At 70.7% G+C, this 14771-nt stretch carries 15 protein-coding genes; 12 read left to right on the forward strand and 3 right to left on the reverse strand.

Annotation, left to right across the window (positions count from 1 at the left end; all coding sequences use genetic code 11):
- Positions 1–163 precede the first annotated feature (163 nt).
- Entirely contained in the window at positions 164–1078 is a 915-nt protein-coding gene (locus tag ACWD6N_RS21010; protein ID WP_450005081.1) for a RecB family exonuclease, read from the reverse strand.
- Between the two features lie 78 nt (positions 1079–1156).
- Here ACWD6N_RS21010 and ACWD6N_RS21015 point away from each other — a divergent pair, with 78 nt between their 5' ends.
- The 3 genes from ACWD6N_RS21015 to ACWD6N_RS21025 all read left to right on the forward strand — a co-directional run bounded on the left by ACWD6N_RS21015 (position 1157) and on the right by ACWD6N_RS21025 (position 4002).
- Positions 1157–2311 (forward strand): site-2 protease family protein, encoded by a 1155-nt coding sequence (locus tag ACWD6N_RS21015; protein WP_450005082.1) that lies wholly within the window; start codon positions 1157–1159, stop codon positions 2309–2311.
- On the forward strand, positions 2308–3327 hold the full coding sequence (locus tag ACWD6N_RS21020; protein ID WP_450005083.1) for a tRNA (adenine-N1)-methyltransferase: 1020 nt from the start codon (positions 2308–2310) through the stop codon (positions 3325–3327). Before ACWD6N_RS21015 ends, ACWD6N_RS21020 begins: the two co-directional genes overlap by 4 nt.
- A gap of 102 nt (positions 3328–3429) precedes the next feature.
- Positions 3430–4002 (forward strand): hypothetical protein, encoded by a 573-nt coding sequence (locus ACWD6N_RS21025; RefSeq protein WP_450005084.1) that lies wholly within the window; start codon positions 3430–3432, stop codon positions 4000–4002.
- Between the two features lie 44 nt (positions 4003–4046).
- Here ACWD6N_RS21025 and ACWD6N_RS21030 read toward each other — a convergent pair whose 3' ends face one another.
- Positions 4047–4337, reverse strand: coding sequence for a ferredoxin (locus ACWD6N_RS21030; protein WP_074309704.1), 291 nt, complete (start codon positions 4335–4337; stop codon positions 4047–4049).
- Positions 4338–4515: 178 nt separating this feature from the next.
- Here ACWD6N_RS21030 and arc point away from each other — a divergent pair, with 178 nt between their 5' ends.
- The 6 genes from arc to prcA all read left to right on the forward strand — a co-directional run bounded on the left by arc (position 4516) and on the right by prcA (position 10654).
- Positions 4516–6297, forward strand: coding sequence for a proteasome ATPase (gene arc / locus ACWD6N_RS21035; protein WP_387322754.1), 1782 nt, complete (start codon positions 4516–4518; stop codon positions 6295–6297).
- A gap of 185 nt (positions 6298–6482) precedes the next feature.
- Positions 6483–8000 (forward strand): depupylase/deamidase Dop, encoded by a 1518-nt coding sequence (gene dop / locus ACWD6N_RS21040; RefSeq protein WP_354965366.1) that lies wholly within the window; start codon positions 6483–6485, stop codon positions 7998–8000.
- A gap of 117 nt (positions 8001–8117) precedes the next feature.
- The gene (locus ACWD6N_RS21045; protein ID WP_067366797.1) at positions 8118–8333 is read left to right on the forward strand and encodes a ubiquitin-like protein Pup; all 216 of its coding nucleotides are present in this window, start codon (positions 8118–8120) and stop codon (positions 8331–8333) included.
- A gap of 5 nt (positions 8334–8338) precedes the next feature.
- Positions 8339–9010 carry an endonuclease VII domain-containing protein gene (locus tag ACWD6N_RS21050; protein ID WP_450005085.1) on the forward strand — a complete coding sequence of 224 codons (672 nt, stop codon included), beginning with the start codon at positions 8339–8341 and terminating at the stop codon, positions 9008–9010.
- Entirely contained in the window at positions 8929–9768 is an 840-nt protein-coding gene (gene prcB, locus ACWD6N_RS21055) for a proteasome subunit beta (protein ID WP_354965364.1), read from the forward strand. Before ACWD6N_RS21050 ends, prcB begins: the two co-directional genes overlap by 82 nt.
- Positions 9769–9829: 61 nt before the next feature.
- Positions 9830–10654, forward strand: a complete 825-nt coding sequence (prcA, locus tag ACWD6N_RS21060; RefSeq protein ID WP_354965363.1) for a proteasome subunit alpha — start codon at positions 9830–9832, stop codon at positions 10652–10654.
- A gap of 4 nt (positions 10655–10658) precedes the next feature.
- Here the strand turns inward: prcA and rfbB are convergent, their stop codons facing one another.
- Entirely contained in the window at positions 10659–11642 is a 984-nt protein-coding gene (gene rfbB, locus ACWD6N_RS21065) for a dTDP-glucose 4,6-dehydratase (protein ID WP_450005086.1), read from the reverse strand.
- A gap of 192 nt (positions 11643–11834) precedes the next feature.
- Here rfbB and pafA point away from each other — a divergent pair, with 192 nt between their 5' ends.
- The 3 genes from pafA (at position 11835) to ACWD6N_RS21080 (ending at position 14766) form a co-directional block, all read left to right on the forward strand.
- On the forward strand, positions 11835–13193 hold the full coding sequence (gene pafA, locus ACWD6N_RS21070; protein WP_354965361.1) for a Pup--protein ligase: 1359 nt from the start codon (positions 11835–11837) through the stop codon (positions 13191–13193).
- A gap of 67 nt (positions 13194–13260) precedes the next feature.
- Positions 13261–13455: a hypothetical protein gene (locus ACWD6N_RS21075; RefSeq protein ID WP_354965360.1), complete on the forward strand. Its 195-nt coding sequence runs from the start codon at positions 13261–13263 to the stop codon at positions 13453–13455.
- A gap of 165 nt (positions 13456–13620) precedes the next feature.
- On the forward strand, positions 13621–14766 hold the full coding sequence (locus tag ACWD6N_RS21080; protein ID WP_450005087.1) for an oxalate decarboxylase family bicupin: 1146 nt from the start codon (positions 13621–13623) through the stop codon (positions 14764–14766).
- The last annotated feature ends 5 nt before the right edge of the window (positions 14767–14771 follow it).

Genomic DNA, 14771 nt, shown 5'->3' on the forward strand with positions numbered 1-14771 from the left:
TCATCCTCGCGCATGCCTACCGATGCGCCGCGGACCACCGTAGAGCTCGGCCAGCCGCCGTGTCCCGATCGGCGTGGCCCCTGTCCGGTCGGCCTGAGGCCCCCGAGGTGGCTCGGCGCGAGGGGTCAGGAGGCGCGGTGACGGGCGTGCGCCGCACCGGAGGTCAGTCGTCGGCGCCCGGCGCCGCCGGACCGGACCGGGCATCGCGCAGGGGATCGGCGCCGGCCACACCGACCGGGAACGGTGGTGGGGTGCCGCCGAAACTGGGGCACAGCGCCTGGTGGCTGCACCAGTCGCAGAGACGGCTCGGGCGGGGCCGGAAATCCTGCCGGGCGGTGGCCTGCTCGATCGCCCGCCACAGCGCCACCACCGTGCGCTCGAAGCGGACCAGCTCCTCGGCGTCCGGCGTGTAGTCCAACACCTCGGCGTCGCGCAGGTAGAGCAGTCGCAGCACCCTGGGCACCACCCCTCGGGTGCGCCACAGCACCAGCGCGTAGAACTTCAGCTGGAACAGCGCCCGCGCCTCGAACGCCTCCCGGGGGGCGCCGCCGGTCTTGTAGTCGACCACCCGCAGCGCGCCGTCCGGGGCCACGTCGAGCCGGTCGAGGTAACCCCGGATCAGCAGCTCCTCGTCGACCACCGCCGAGATCAGACTCTCCCGCTCGGCCGGCTCCAACCGGGTGGGGTCCTCCACCGCGAAGTAGCCCTCCAGCAGCCCGGCGGCGGAGCGCAGGAACTCCACGGGGCCGGCCGGCTCCGCGCCGTCGAAGATCCCGGCCAGCTCCGGCTGCTCGGTGACCATCCGGTCCCACTGCGGGGCCACCAGGTCACCTGCCGCGGCCGGTGTGCGGCTCTGGGCGGGCAGGTCGAACAGGCGCTCCAGCACCGCGTGCACCAGGGTGCCCCGGGCCTGCTCAATGGTGGTCCGCTCGGGCAGCCGGTCGATGCTGCGGAACCGGTAGAGCAGCGGGCAGGTCTTGAAATCCGCCGCCCGCGACGGGGACAGCGAGGCCCGCACCGTCGGCGGCACCTGCGCCGGGGAGGGGGACTGGTGGGTGGTGACCGGTTCCGCCGTCATGTCGGCAAAGGTTAGGGCACCGGTGTGACACCGACCGCCACCCGCCCCGGGGCGCCACCGGTCCGTAGCATCGTCCCGATGGAGCAGACATCCCGACCGCCGCGGCGACCCGACCGGCGCACCGGCCTGAACGTGGGCCGGGTGTTCGGAGTGCCGTTGCACCTCAACGCCTCGATGCTCCTGCTCGCCGCGCTGGTCGCCGTGCTGTACGCGGAGTTCGCTCGCCGGCAGCTGGACCTGCCGCAGATCAGTGGCTATCTGATCGGCTTCGGGTTCGTGGTGTCGCTGCTCGGCTCGGTGCTGCTGCACGAGCTGGGCCACGCGCTCACCGCCCGCCGCTACGGCATCGGTGTGCGCGGGATCACTCTGGAACTGCTCGGCGGCTACACCGAGATGGACCGGGACGCCCCGTCTCCCCGCGTCGACCTGCTGGTGTCACTGGCCGGCCCGGCGGTCTCCGCGGTGCTGGCCGTCGTCGCGGTCGCCGCCACGCTCGCCCTGCCGGTGGGCGGCGTGGCTCATCAGCTCGCCTTCCAGCTCGCGGTGAGCAACGTCATCGTCGCGCTGTTCAACAGCCTGCCCGGGCTGCCACTCGACGGCGGCCGGGCGCTGCGCGCCGCGGTGTGGGGGCTGACCGGCGACCGGCACCGCGGCACCGAGGTCGCCGGCTGGGCCGGCCGCGTCGTCGCCGTCGGCACCACGATCCTGGTCCTCCTGCTCACCGTCGGCGGCTTCCTGGCGCCACTGGCGCTGCCGCTGATGCTGCTGGTCGCCGTCACCCTCTGGCGCGGCGCCGGGCAGTCGATCCGGGCCGCCCGGGTCAGCCGCCGGTTCCCGCTGATCGACCTGTCCCGCCTGGCCCGGCCGGTCTGGCCGGTGACCACCGGCACACCGCTGTCCGAGGCCCAGCGCCGGCGCGCCGAGGGTGGGCAGCCCGCCGCCGCGCTGCTGGTCACGGACTCCACCGGCCGGCCGGTCGCGCTGGTCGACCCGGCCGCCGCCGAGGCGGTACCCGCCGATCGCCGCCCGTGGCTGGCCGTGGACGCCGTCGCCCGGTCGCTGGGCGCGCTCCCCGCGCTGCCGGTCGGGCTGGACGGCGAGCGGGTGATGGAGGCCGTGCAGAGCCACCCGGGCGCGCAGTACGTGGTGACGGCAGGCGAAGATGTCGTCGGCATTCTGCACATCGCGGACCTCGCGCAGGTCCTCGAACCCGACCGGAAGATGACATCGTGACCGCAACTCCCTCCACCGTCCCGGCCGACGCCGCCTCCCCGGCACTGACACCCGTGCACCGCGGGCCGTTCCGGCCCGGCGACCGGGTGCAGCTGACCGACCCCAAGGGGCGGATGCACACCGTGACGCTGGAGCCCGGCAAGGAGTTCCACACCCACCGCGGCATCCTGGCGCACGACGCGCTGATCGGCCTGCCCGACGGCAGCGTGGTCACCACCACCGGCGGCGGCACGGCCTTCCTGGCGCTACGGCCGCTGCTGTCGGACTACGTGCTGTCCATGCCGCGCGGCGCGCAGGTGATCTACCCGAAGGACTCGGCGCAGATCGTCGCGATGGGCGACATCTTTCCCGGCGCGAAGGTCCTGGAGGCCGGCGCCGGCTCCGGCGCGCTGAGCTGCTCACTGCTGCGCGCGGTCGGCACCGAGGGGGAGCTGCACTCGTTCGAGCTGCGGGACGACTTCGCCCAGATCGCGCGGCGCAACGTCGAGTCGTTCTTCAACGGGCCGCACCCGGCCTGGAACCTGCACGTCGGCGACGTCGCGCAGTGCCAGGAGACCGGCTTCGACCGGATCATCCTGGACATGCTCACCCCGTGGGAGACGCTCGACATGGTCGAGCGGGCGCTGGTGCCCGGCGGCGTCTTCATCGGCTACGTGGCCACCACGCCCCAGCTCTCCGAGCTGGTGGAGGCGCTGCGCGAGCGCGGCGGCTGGACCGAGCCGCGGGCCTGGGAGTCGCTGGTGCGGGACTGGCACGCCGAGGGCCTCGCCGTCCGGCCGGACCACCGGATGATCGCGCACACCGCGTTCCTGGTCTCCGCCCGCAAGCTGGCCCCCGGGGTCACCGCGCCGCCTCGCCGCCGCAAGCCCAGCAAGGGCACTGAGGCGTACGTGCAGCGCCGGCAGGTGCTGCGCGAGGCGGAGGCGGCCCGACAGGCGGAGGCGGCCCGACAGGCGGCCGCCGCGCAGGCGGCGGGTGTGGAGCCCGACGCGACGGGGGAGATGGACAGGCCGTGACCATCGAGCTGGGCGGGCCGGCGTGAGCACGCGTGCGGGTGCGGGCGTCCGGGCCGGTGCGAGCAGGCGGGTCGGTGTGGGTGCGCGGGGGGAGGCTGCGGCATGAGCCGACCGGGCTACGGCGGCGGCGATCTGCCCGCGGTGTTTCCGGACTGGTCGCCCTACCAGGACCTGGAGTCGGCGGCGCGCGCCTACCTGCGCGACCCGGACGTGGCCCTGGAGGCGCTCGGCGGGGTGCTGCGCGGCGCGTCGGTGCTCGGCTTCACCCTGGAACGCTTCGTCAACGAGGTCAACGGCGTGTGGCAGGAGGTCGTGGTCTGCGACGGCAGCCGGTTGATCCTCTGGCACGGCGAGGACGTGCCGCCGACGGAGGGCCCGCCGGGGTCGATGACGTCGTCGCTGCGAGTGGTGCCGGTCTCCACCGTCACCGAGGTCGGCTGCCGTCGCCGGCTCAACCGCACCGACAGCGGCGAGATCCGTGTCGACAGCATCGACGTGTATCTGCTGCTCACCTCGCTGGACGAGGCGCCGCCGAGCGAGGAGATCGTCGGCACGCCGCGGCACGACGCGCTGCGCTTCGGCAAGACCCTCGACGACGGCGGCGCCGGGCAGATCGCCCGGTTGGAAGATTTTGCCCGGCTGGTCGCCTCGGTGGTCGGCCGCCCGCTGCTCTGAGCCCTACCCCCTCGTGCCGGGGGCCGCGCCGGTTGGCGGGTGGCTCAGTCCTCGGCGTCCGGGCCGGCGACCTCGACACCGTCGCCCCGCACGACGTGGATGCAGTCGCCCGGGCACTCCTTCGCGGAGTCGATCACCTCGAGCCGCAGGTGCTCGGGCACGTCCACCCGGCTGCCCGGCGCCATCCGCAGCTCACCGTCGGCGCCCTTGACGTACGCCAGGCCGTCGATGTCGAACTCGAACACCTCCGGCGCGTACTGCACACAGAGCCCATCGCCCGTGCAGAGATCCTGGTCCACCCAGACCTGCAACTGGTCGGTCGCGACCTCGGCCACCGGAGCACCCCCCATGTTCTCCCGTCGTACGGTCCGACGGTACCCGAACGCCAGTACCGGCCCGCCAGGCCACCCTTGGCGATCAAGGTTCGGTGACGAGGGTGTTGCGTGGGACCGAATCGGCCTCATAGCGGCTAGTGTTAGGGCAGAACGTTCAAGCCCCCCGGGGAGGTGGGACGTGGCACGCAGCGACGACGCGGACTCGCGCGCCGCACGGTGGGAGAAGGAAGCCCACGATCTCTCCACGCAGGTCGCGTTCCTTCAAGAGGAACTCGCCCTGGTGCGGCGCAAGTTGACCGAAAGCCCCCGACACGTCCGGCAGCTCGAAGAGCGGCTGGCGGCCACCCAGGCTCAGTTGGCGCGGCTGACCGAGAACAACGACCGGCTGGTGAGCACCCTCAAGGAGGCTCGCACGCAGATTGTGACGCTCAAGGAGGAGATCGACCGCCTCGCACAACCGCCGAGTGGCTACGGCGTCTTCCTGGCCAAGCACGACGACGGCACGGTGGACGTCTTCACCGGCGGTCGCAAGCTGCGGGTCGCCGTCTCGCCCTCGCTCGACGTGGCCGAGCTGCGCCGTGGCCAGGAGGTCCTGCTCAACGACGCGCTCAACATCGTCGACGCGTTCGGCTACGAGCGGGTCGGCGAGGTGGTGATGCTCAAGGAGATCCTGGAGGGGCCGGGCGGTGCGCCGGGTGACCGGGCACTGGTGGTCTCTCACTCCGACGAGGAGCGCATCGTGCACCTCGCCGAGACGCTCATCGGCTCGGCGATCCGGGCCGGCGACTCGCTCATGATCGAGCCCCGCTCCTCGTACGCGTACGAGCGGATCCCGAAGAGCGAGGTCGAGGAGCTGGTCCTGGAGGAGGTGCCCGACGTCGGCTACACCGACATCGGTGGCCTCCAGTCGCAGATCGAGCAGATCCGCGACGCGGTGGAGCTGCCCTTCCTACACGCGGACCTGTTCCGTGAGCACCAGCTCCGCCCGCCCAAGGGCATCCTGCTCTACGGCCCGCCCGGCTGCGGCAAGACGCTGATCGCCAAAGCGGTGGCCAACTCGCTGGCCAAGAAGATCGCCGAGCGGCAGGGCAAGGAGAAGCACACCAGCTTCTTCCTCAACATCAAGGGCCCGGAGCTGCTCAACAAGTACGTCGGCGAGACCGAGCGGCACATTCGGCTGATTTTCCAGCGAGCCCGGGAGAAGGCCGGCGAGGGCACCCCGGTGATCGTGTTCTTCGACGAGATGGACTCGATCTTCCGGACCCGTGGCTCCGGTGTCTCCTCCGACGTGGAGAACACGATCGTCCCGCAGCTGCTCAGCGAGATCGACGGCGTGGAGGGGCTGGAGAACGTCATCGTCATCGGCGCTTCCAACCGGGAAGACATGATCGACCCGGCGATCCTGCGTCCGGGTCGGCTCGACGTGAAGATCAAAATCGAGCGGCCGGACGCCGAAGCGGCGAAGGACATCTTCTCCAAGTACATCCTCTCCGGGCTGCCCCTGCACCCGGACGACCTGGCCGAGCACGGCGCCGACCCCCAGGCCACCGTCGCGGCCATGATCGACGCCGTGGTGCTGCGGATGTACTCGGAGACCGAGGAGAACCGCTTCCTCGAGGTCACCTACGCCAACGGTGACAAGGAAGTCCTCTACTTCAAGGACTTCAACTCCGGCGCGATGATCCAGAACATCGTCGACCGCAGCAAGAAGATGGCCATCAAGGAGTTCCTCACCTCCGGGCGCAAGGGGCTGCGCCTGCAGCACCTGCTCGACGCCTGCGTCGACGAGTTCCGGGAGAACGAGGACCTGCCCAACACCACCAACCCCGACGACTGGGCCCGGATATCCGGCAAGAAGGGCGAGCGGATCGTCTACATCCGCACGCTGGTCTCCGGCGGCAAGGGCGCCGAGGCCGGGCGGTCCATCGAAACCGCCAGCAACACCGGCCAGTACCTTTGAGCCACAGCTAGCAACGGCCGGGGCCCGGGACGCGACGCGTCCCGGGCCCCCAACCGTTTTCTGTGGACCCGGGCGCGGCGACGACACCGGTGACACGGCTGCACCGGCGTGCCCCCGTCCCCGATCTGTCGGACTACGCTCGACGTGACGGGGGACCGGGTCGGGCGAGCGAAGCGGGTAGGTCGATGAGCGTAAGACGGATCATGGGCACCGAGATCGAGTACGGCATCTCCGTGCCCGGCCAGGCCGGAGCCAACCCGATGGTCACCTCGTCCCAGGTGGTCAACGCATACGGAGCCCGCCCCGAGCTCAACCGGGGTGGGCGGGCCCGGTGGGACTACGAGGAGGAATCGCCGCTGCGCGACGCGCGCGGCTTCACCTACTCCGGGGCCGCCTACGACCCCGCCGAGGCCCTCGCCGACGAGGACCTCGGCCTGGCCAACGTGATACTCACCAACGGCGCCCGGCTCTACGTCGACCACGCCCACCCGGAATACTCCACCCCCGAGGTGACCAACCCGCGCGACGTGGTGCGCTGGGACAAGGCCGGCGAGCGGGTGATGGCCGAGGCGTCCCGCCGGGCCGCCACCATCCCCGGCAGCCAGCCGATCCACCTCTACAAGAACAACACCGACAACAAGGGCGCCAGCTACGGCGCGCACGAGAACTACCTGATGCGCCGGCAGACCCCGTTCGCCGACATCGTGGCGTACCTGACGCCCTTCTTCGTCACCCGGCAGATCGTCTGCGGCGCCGGCCGCGTCGGCATCGGCCAGGACGGCGGCCAGAGCGGCTTCCAGATCTCCCAACGCGCCGACTTCTTCGAGGTCGAGGTGGGTCTGGAGACCACCCTCAAGCGCCCCATCATCAACACCCGGGACGAGCCGCACGCCGACGCCGACAAGTACCGCCGGCTGCACGTCATCATCGGCGACGCCAACCTCTCGGAGATCTCGACCTACCTCAAGGTCGGCACCACCGCGCTGATCCTCACCATGATCGAGGAGAAGGCGCTCGGCCCGGACCTCGGCATCGCCGACCCGGTCTCAGAGCTGCGTGCGGTCAGCCACGACCCGTCCCTGACCCACCGGATGCGGCTGCGCGACGGCCGCCGGCTCACCGCGCTGGACGTGCAGTGGGCCTACCTGGAGCGGGTCCGGTCCTTTGTCGACGACCGCTACGGCACGGACGTGGACGAGCAGACCACCGACGTCCTCGACCGCTGGGAGAGCGTGCTGGACCGGCTGGGTCGCGATCCGATGCTCTGCGCCGACGAGTTGGACTGGGTCGCGAAGCAGCGGCTGCTGGAGGGCTACCGGGAGCGGGAGAAGCTCGGCTGGGGCGCGCACAAGCTCCAGCTCGTCGACCTGCAATACTCCGACGTCCGGCCGGAGAAGGGCCTCTACCACCGGCTGGTTTCCCGGGGGGCGATGAAGACGCTGCTCACCGACGAGGAGACGCGCACCGCGATGACCGAGCCGCCCGAGGACACCCGGGCCTACTTCCGCGGTCGCTGCCTGGCGCAGTACGCCTCCGAGGTGGTCGCCGCCAGCTGGGATTCGGTGATCTTCGACGTGGGCCGGGAGTCGCTGGTCCGGGTGCCGATGATGGAGCCGGAACGGGGCACCCGCGCGCACGTCGGGGCATTGTTCGACCGCTGCGCCAGCGCCAAGGACCTCCTGGAGACGTTGACCGGCCGGTGAGCGACGCCGCGCCCGTCGGGGATCGGCGATCGGTGCCACCCGAACACGGCTGACGCGGGGGCTTTCTGTCGCCTCGACGGGGTAGATTTCATGCCAGGCGATCTAGAGGAGGCAGCTATGGCCACTCGTGACAGCGGCGGTCAGTCGCAGTCCGGCAAGTCCCGGCAGGGCGAGGAGATCGAGGACGTCACCACCGAGGCCAACCCTGAGGTGGCGGAGCGGCACGCCGAGATCACCGAGGACGTCGACGACCTGCTCGACGAGATCGACTCCGTTCTTGAAGAGAATGCAGAAGAATTCGTGAGGGGTTACGTCCAAAAAGGGGGCCAATGAGGCATATGTCCGATTTGCCAGGCCGATCGGACAAGATATGCCCGGACTGCAAGCGGTTACTGCCACGCACTGAGTTCCACAGCGACCGTCGACGGACGGGCGGGCTCGCCTTCTACTGCAAGTCGTGCGCGAACGCCCGGTCGGAGGTCAGTCGCCGCAAACGAGGCGTCTCCCCGCAGCGACGGTCGGCGACGCCGGTTGGTCAGGGTCTCAAGTGGTGCCCGGATTGCGAGCAGATCAAGCCGCTGGCGGATTTTCCCACTATCAGGGCTAAGGCCAGTGGTCGGCACAGCTACTGCAAACCCTGCCATAATGACCGGAGCAAGGAGACCGCGCAGCGGCTATACGGCGGCACGCGCGAATACCACCTGCGGCGGCGCTACGGCGTGGGGCAGAAGGAGTTCGACGAGCTCCTGGCCGAGCAGGGCGGCGTGTGCGCCATCTGTGAGCGCCCCGATCCGGAACATCTGGACCACGATCATCGCACCGGATGGGTGCGCGGGATACTCTGCTTCAACTGCAACGGTGGTCTTGGCCAGTTCCGTGACAGTCCCATGAGGCTGGCCAGGGCGATCACGTACCTGAGAGGAACCACGTGGCAGCGGGCTTTGATCCATCCGGGCGTCTACCAGATGTGTTCACCAACGCGGGGACGTCGTCCTTCACCACGTTCCTGAGCCGGGTGGCGCCCGAGATGCTGCCCGGTCGACGGCCGCTGCCACCGGGCATGGCCGCCGACCTGGCGCCGCACGCGACCACCATCGTGGCCATCGCGGCCGCTGACGGTGTGGTGATGGCCGGCGACCGCCGGGCCACCATGGGCAACCTGATCGCCCAGCGCGACATCGAGAAGGTGCACCCGGCGGACGCGTACTCGCTGGTCGGCATCGCGGGCACCGCGGGCATCGGCATCGAGCTGATGCGACTGTTCCAGGTGGAGCTGGAGCACTACGAGAAGATCGAGGGCGCCATGCTCTCGCTGGACGGCAAGGCAAATCGGCTGGCCTCGATGATCCGGGGCAACCTGGGCGCCGCCATGCAGGGGCTGGCGGTGGTGCCACTCTTCGCCGGCTTCGACCTCGCCTGCGCGGACCCGGCGCGGGCTGGCCGGATCTTCAGCTTCGACGTGACCGGCGGCCCGTACGAGGAGACCGGCTACGACGCGATCGGCTCCGGCTCGCTCTTCGCCAAGTCCGCGTTGAAGAAGCGCTTCCGGGCCGGCCTGTCCGTCGACGACGCGACCCGGCTGGCGGTCGAGGCGCTCTACGATGCCGCGGACGACGACACCGCGACCGGCGGACCGGACCTGACCCGACGGATCTACCCGGTGGTGATGACCGCGACGGCCGACGGCACCCGCCGGCTGACCGACGCCGAAACGGCGGCGATCGCCGAGGGTGTGGTCTCCGGCCGGATGGAGAACCCGGGCGGTTGACCCTCGCCCACCCCCACCAGTCAGCAGTCGTCAGCTCAGCGCCGTAAGGAGAACCGCCGCCGTGGCCATGCAGTTCTACGCCTCGCCCGAACAGATCATGCGCGACCGCTCCGAGTTGGCCCGCAAGGGCATCGCCCGGGGTCGTAGCGCGGTGGTCCTCAGCTATGCCGGCGGGGTGCTCTTCGTCGCGGAGAACCTCTCCAGCGCCCTGCACAAGGTCAGTGAGATCTACGACCGGATCGGCTTCGCCGCCGTCGGGCGGTACAACGAGTTCGAGAACCTGCGCCGGGCCGGCGTGCGGATGGCGGACCTGAACGGGCTCAGCTACGACCGGCGGGACGTCACCGGTCGGGCCCTGGCGAACGCGTTCGCGCAGACGCTGGGCGCGATCTTCACCGAGCAGTCGAAGCCGTTCGAGGTGGAGATCTGCGTGGCGGAGGTCGGTGCCACTCCCGACGACGATGAGCTGTACCGACTGACCTACGACGGTTCGGTCAACGACGAGCCGGGGCGGATGGCGATGGGTGGGCAGGCCGAGGCGATCACCGGCGTGCTGAAGTCGAACCACCGGGCGGACATGTCGCTCGGGGAGGCGGTGAACGTCGCGGTGCAGGCGTTGAGCACCGTCGGCGGGGAGGGCGGCGCCGCCCGGGCGATCGCCGCGAACCAGCTTGAGGTCGCGGTGCTGGACCGCCGGCGCGTCGGGCGGACCTTCCGCCGGATCACCGGCGCGGCGTTGACCTCGCTGCTGGACGGGGGCGCCGAGCCGCCGGCCGGGGACCGTGCCGAGGCGCCGACGTCGCCGACCGAGGAGGCGCACAAGCCCACGTCGTCCGCCGGGTCGGCCGATCTCGAGGACAAGTCGGGCACGCAGACGGCCGAGTAAATCCCTACCGCAGCGGCTCCCACCAGGCCCGGTTGTCGCGGTACCACCGGACCGTCGCGGCCAGACCGTGTTCCAGGTCGATGCTCGGGGCGTACCCCAGCTCTTCGCTGATCTTGATGGTGTCGAGCGAGTAGCGGCGGTCGTGGCCCTTGCGGTCGGGGACCGGGACCACCTGGTCCCAGCCGGCGCCGCAGGCTTCCAGCAGCCGGCCGGTGAGTTCCCGGTTGGTCAGTTCGGTGCCGCCGCCGATGTGGTAGACCTCGCCGGGGCGGCCCTTGTGCTGCACGAGGGCGATGCCCCGGCAGTGGTCGTGCACGTGCAGCCAGTCCCGGACGTTGCCGCCGTCGCCGTAGAGCGGGACGGTGCCGCCGTCGAGCAGGTTCGTGACGAACAGCGGGATGACCTTCTCCGGGAACTGGTACGGCCCGTAGTTGTTGGAGCAGCGGGTGACCACCACGTCCATGCCGTGGGTGCGGTGGTAGGCCAGGGCGAGCAGGTCGGCGCCGGCCTTCGAGGCCGAGTACGGCGAGGTGGGCGCCAACGGCCAGGTCTCGGTCCAGGAACCTTCGTCGATCGAGCCGTAGACCTCGTCGGTGGAGACGTGCACGAACCGCCCGGTGCCGTGGCGCAGCGCGGCGTCCAGCAGCGTCTGGGTGCCGAGCACGTTGGTGGTGACGAACGGGGCGGCGCCAGCGATGGACCGGTCGACGTGCGATTCGGCGGCGAGGTGCACGATCACGTCGTGCCCGGCGACAACCTCGTCGACCAGGGCCGGGTCGCAGATGTCACCCTGCACGAACCGCAGCCGGGGGTCGTCGCGCACCGGGTCGAGGTTGGTCAGGTTGCCCGAGTAGGTCAGCTTGTCCAGCACGGTCACCACGTCCGGCTCGCTCACCGGGAGTCCCGCGTCGCCGCCCGGCGCGCCGAGCAGCATGCGCACGTACGCCGAGCCGATAAATCCCGCTCCGCCGGTGACGAGGATCCTCACGGGTTCAGCACTCTACGCGAGCCGGCATCCCGAGAGGGCCGTCGCGCCGTTGCCGGCGCATCCGGGGCGGGGCGCCGCCGGCGCGCGCGGGCCGGACGGAATGTCGCACTCAACCGGTATGTGACCGCCCCCCGGGCGCGACCTGTGGTCTGACAGTGACGAACGGGCCCTCCGGACGGCTAATGTCACACCATGGAGCGGCGAATCTTCGGCCTCGAGACCGAGTACGGCGTCACCTGCACCTATCGCGGGCAGCGGCGGCTGTCCCCGGACGAGGTCGCGCGGTATCTGTTCCGTCGCGTCGTGTCCTGGGGTCGGTCGAGCAACGTGTTCCTGCGTAACGGGGCCCGGCTCTACCTGGACGTCGGGTCGCACCCGGAGTACGCCACACCGGAGTGCGACTCGGTGACCGACCTGGTCGCCCACGACCGGGCCGGCGAGCGGATCCTGGAGGGCCTGCTCGTCGACGCGGAGAAGCGACTGCACGACGAGGGCATCGCGGGTGAGATCTACCTGTTCAAGAACAACACCGACTCGGCCGGCAACTCGTACGGCTGCCACGAGAATTACCTGGTCTCCAGGCACGGCGAGTTCGGCCGGCTCGCCGACGTCCTCATCCCCTTCCTGGTCACCCGGCAGTTGATCTGCGGGGCCGGCAAGGTTCTGCAAACCCCGCGTGGCGCGGTCTACTGCCTGTCACAGCGGGCCGAGCACATCTGGGAGGGCGTCTCCTCGGCGACCACCCGCAGCCGCCCGATCATCAACACCCGCGACGAGCCGCACGCCGACGCCGAGCGCTACCGGCGGCTGCACGTGATCGTCGGCGACTCCAACATGAACGAGGTCACCACGCTGCTCAAGGTCGGCACGGCCGACATCGTGCTGCGGATGATCGAGGCCGGGGTGGTGATGCGCGACCTGTCGCTGGAGAACCCGATCCGGGCGATCCGTGAGGTCTCGCACGACATCACGGGCCGGCGCAAGGTCCGGCTGGCCTCCGGCAAGGAGGTCAGCGCGCTGGACATTCAGCAGGAATACCTGGCCAAGGCCACCGAGTTCGTGGAGCGCCGCGGGGGCGACCAGGCGGCCAAGCGGGTGGTCGAGCTGTGGGGCCGGGTGCTGAGCGCGGTGGAGACCGGGGACCTGGAGCCGGTCTCCCGCGAGATCGACTGGGTCAGCAAGCTGCGGCTGATCGAGCGCTACCAGCGCAAGCACGACCTGCCGCTGTCGCACCCCCGGGTGGCGCAGATGGACCTGGCCTACCACGACGTGCGTCGTGGTCGCGGCCTCTACGGGCTGCTGGAGCGCCGTGGCGACGTGGACCGGGTGGCCACCGATCCGGAGATCTTCGAGGCCAAGGAGACCCCGCCGCAGACCACCCGGGCGCGGCTGCGCGGCGAGTTCATCCGGCACGCCCAGGAGAAGCGGCGGGACTTCACCGTCGACTGGGTGCACCTGAAGCTCAACGACCAGGCGCAGCGCACCGTGCTCTGCAAGGACCCGTTCCGGGCGTACGACGAACGGGTGGAGCGGCTGATCGCCAGCATGTGACGGGTGTGCCGGCCCCGGCGGTGGTGTCCGCCGGCGGGGCCGGCCGGCCCGGTAGGCTGGGCGCGCCATGACGACTTCTGGACCTTCCGACCGCTCCGAGCGCGGCGCCGAGCGGCAGAACTGGGTCGAACGCCGGCGGGACAAGATCCGCGCCGAGATCGACCGCAACCGCCGCGGCGAGTACACCGTGCCGACCTGGGTGCTGGCCCTGGCGCTGGTGCTCATCGTGGGCGGCTGGCTCGCCCTCATCTTCCTCGCCTGATCCCCGGGTCTTCGCCTTCTTCGCCGCCCGTCGGCGGTGGCTGGCCCGGCCGGGCCACCGCTGGCCCGCCCGGGTCTCGGGGCCGGGTACCCGTCGCCGGTCACCGGACGCCCGCACCTCGCGGCGCCCCGGTGGCATCGGGCTGGCCGACGGAGGGAGCGGGCGATGACGGGCGGGGACAGGGCGACGCCACAACCCCAGAGGGGACAGGCCGGCTGGCGGGACCCCGGGCCGCGCGACGTGGTCCGGGACCGGCAGAACCCCGATCTGTTGACGCCACCGAGCACGGACGCGGGCACCCTGCCCAACCTGCGGTTCTCCTTCTCCGACGCGCACACCCGCATCCAACGGGGCGGCTGGACCCGCGAGGTCACCGTGCGGGAGCTGCCGGTCGCCACCGAGCTGTGCGGCGTGGACATGGCGTTGGAGCCGGGCGCGTACCGGGAGTTGCACTGGCACAAGCAGTCCGAGTGGGCGTACGTGTCGCGCGGCAGCGCCCGGATCAGCGCCGTCGACCAGGAGGGCCGGAACTTCCTCGACGACGTGCGCGCCGGTGACCTGTGGTTCTTCCCGCAAGGGGTGCCGCACCACATCCAGGCCCTCGACGAGGGCGTCGAGTTCCTGCTGGTCTTCGACGACGGGGCGTTCACCGAGAACGGCACGTTCCTGATCAGCGATTTCTTCGCGCACACCCCGAAGGACGTGCTGGCGAAGAACTTCGGCTGGCGGCCCGAGCAGCTCGACTCGGTCCCGGAGCGGGAGAAGTACATCTTCGCCGGAGAGGTGCCGCCGCCGCTGGATCGGCACCGGGTGGTGAGCCCGACCGGGGATGTGCCCCGCACGCTGAGCCATCGGCTGCTCGCCCAGCAGCCGCAGTGGTTCGCCGGTGGGCAGGTACGCATCGCCGACGTGTCCCAGTTCGCCGCGGCCACCACCATCTGCGCCGCTCTGGTGGAGGTCGACCCGGGTGGGATGCGGGAGCTGCACTGGCATCCCACCGACGATGAGTGGCAGTACTACCTCTCCGGGCACGGCCGGATGGGCGTGTTCGCCAGCAGTGGTGTGGCGGGCACCTTCGACATGCGCTCCGGGGACGTCGGGTATGTGCCGTTCGCCTACGGCCACTACATCGAGAACCTCGGCGACGAGCCGCTGGTCTTCCTGGAGATGTTCCGCAAGCCCCGCTTCGAGGACATCTCCCTGACCCAGTGGATGGCCAACACGCCACCCCAGGTCATCGCGGACACCCTCAACCTGCCTCGGGAGTTGATCGAAGCCCTACCCCGGGACAAGCGCCCCGTGATCCGCTGATCCGG

The organism is Micromonospora sp. NPDC005163, assembly GCF_053599835.1.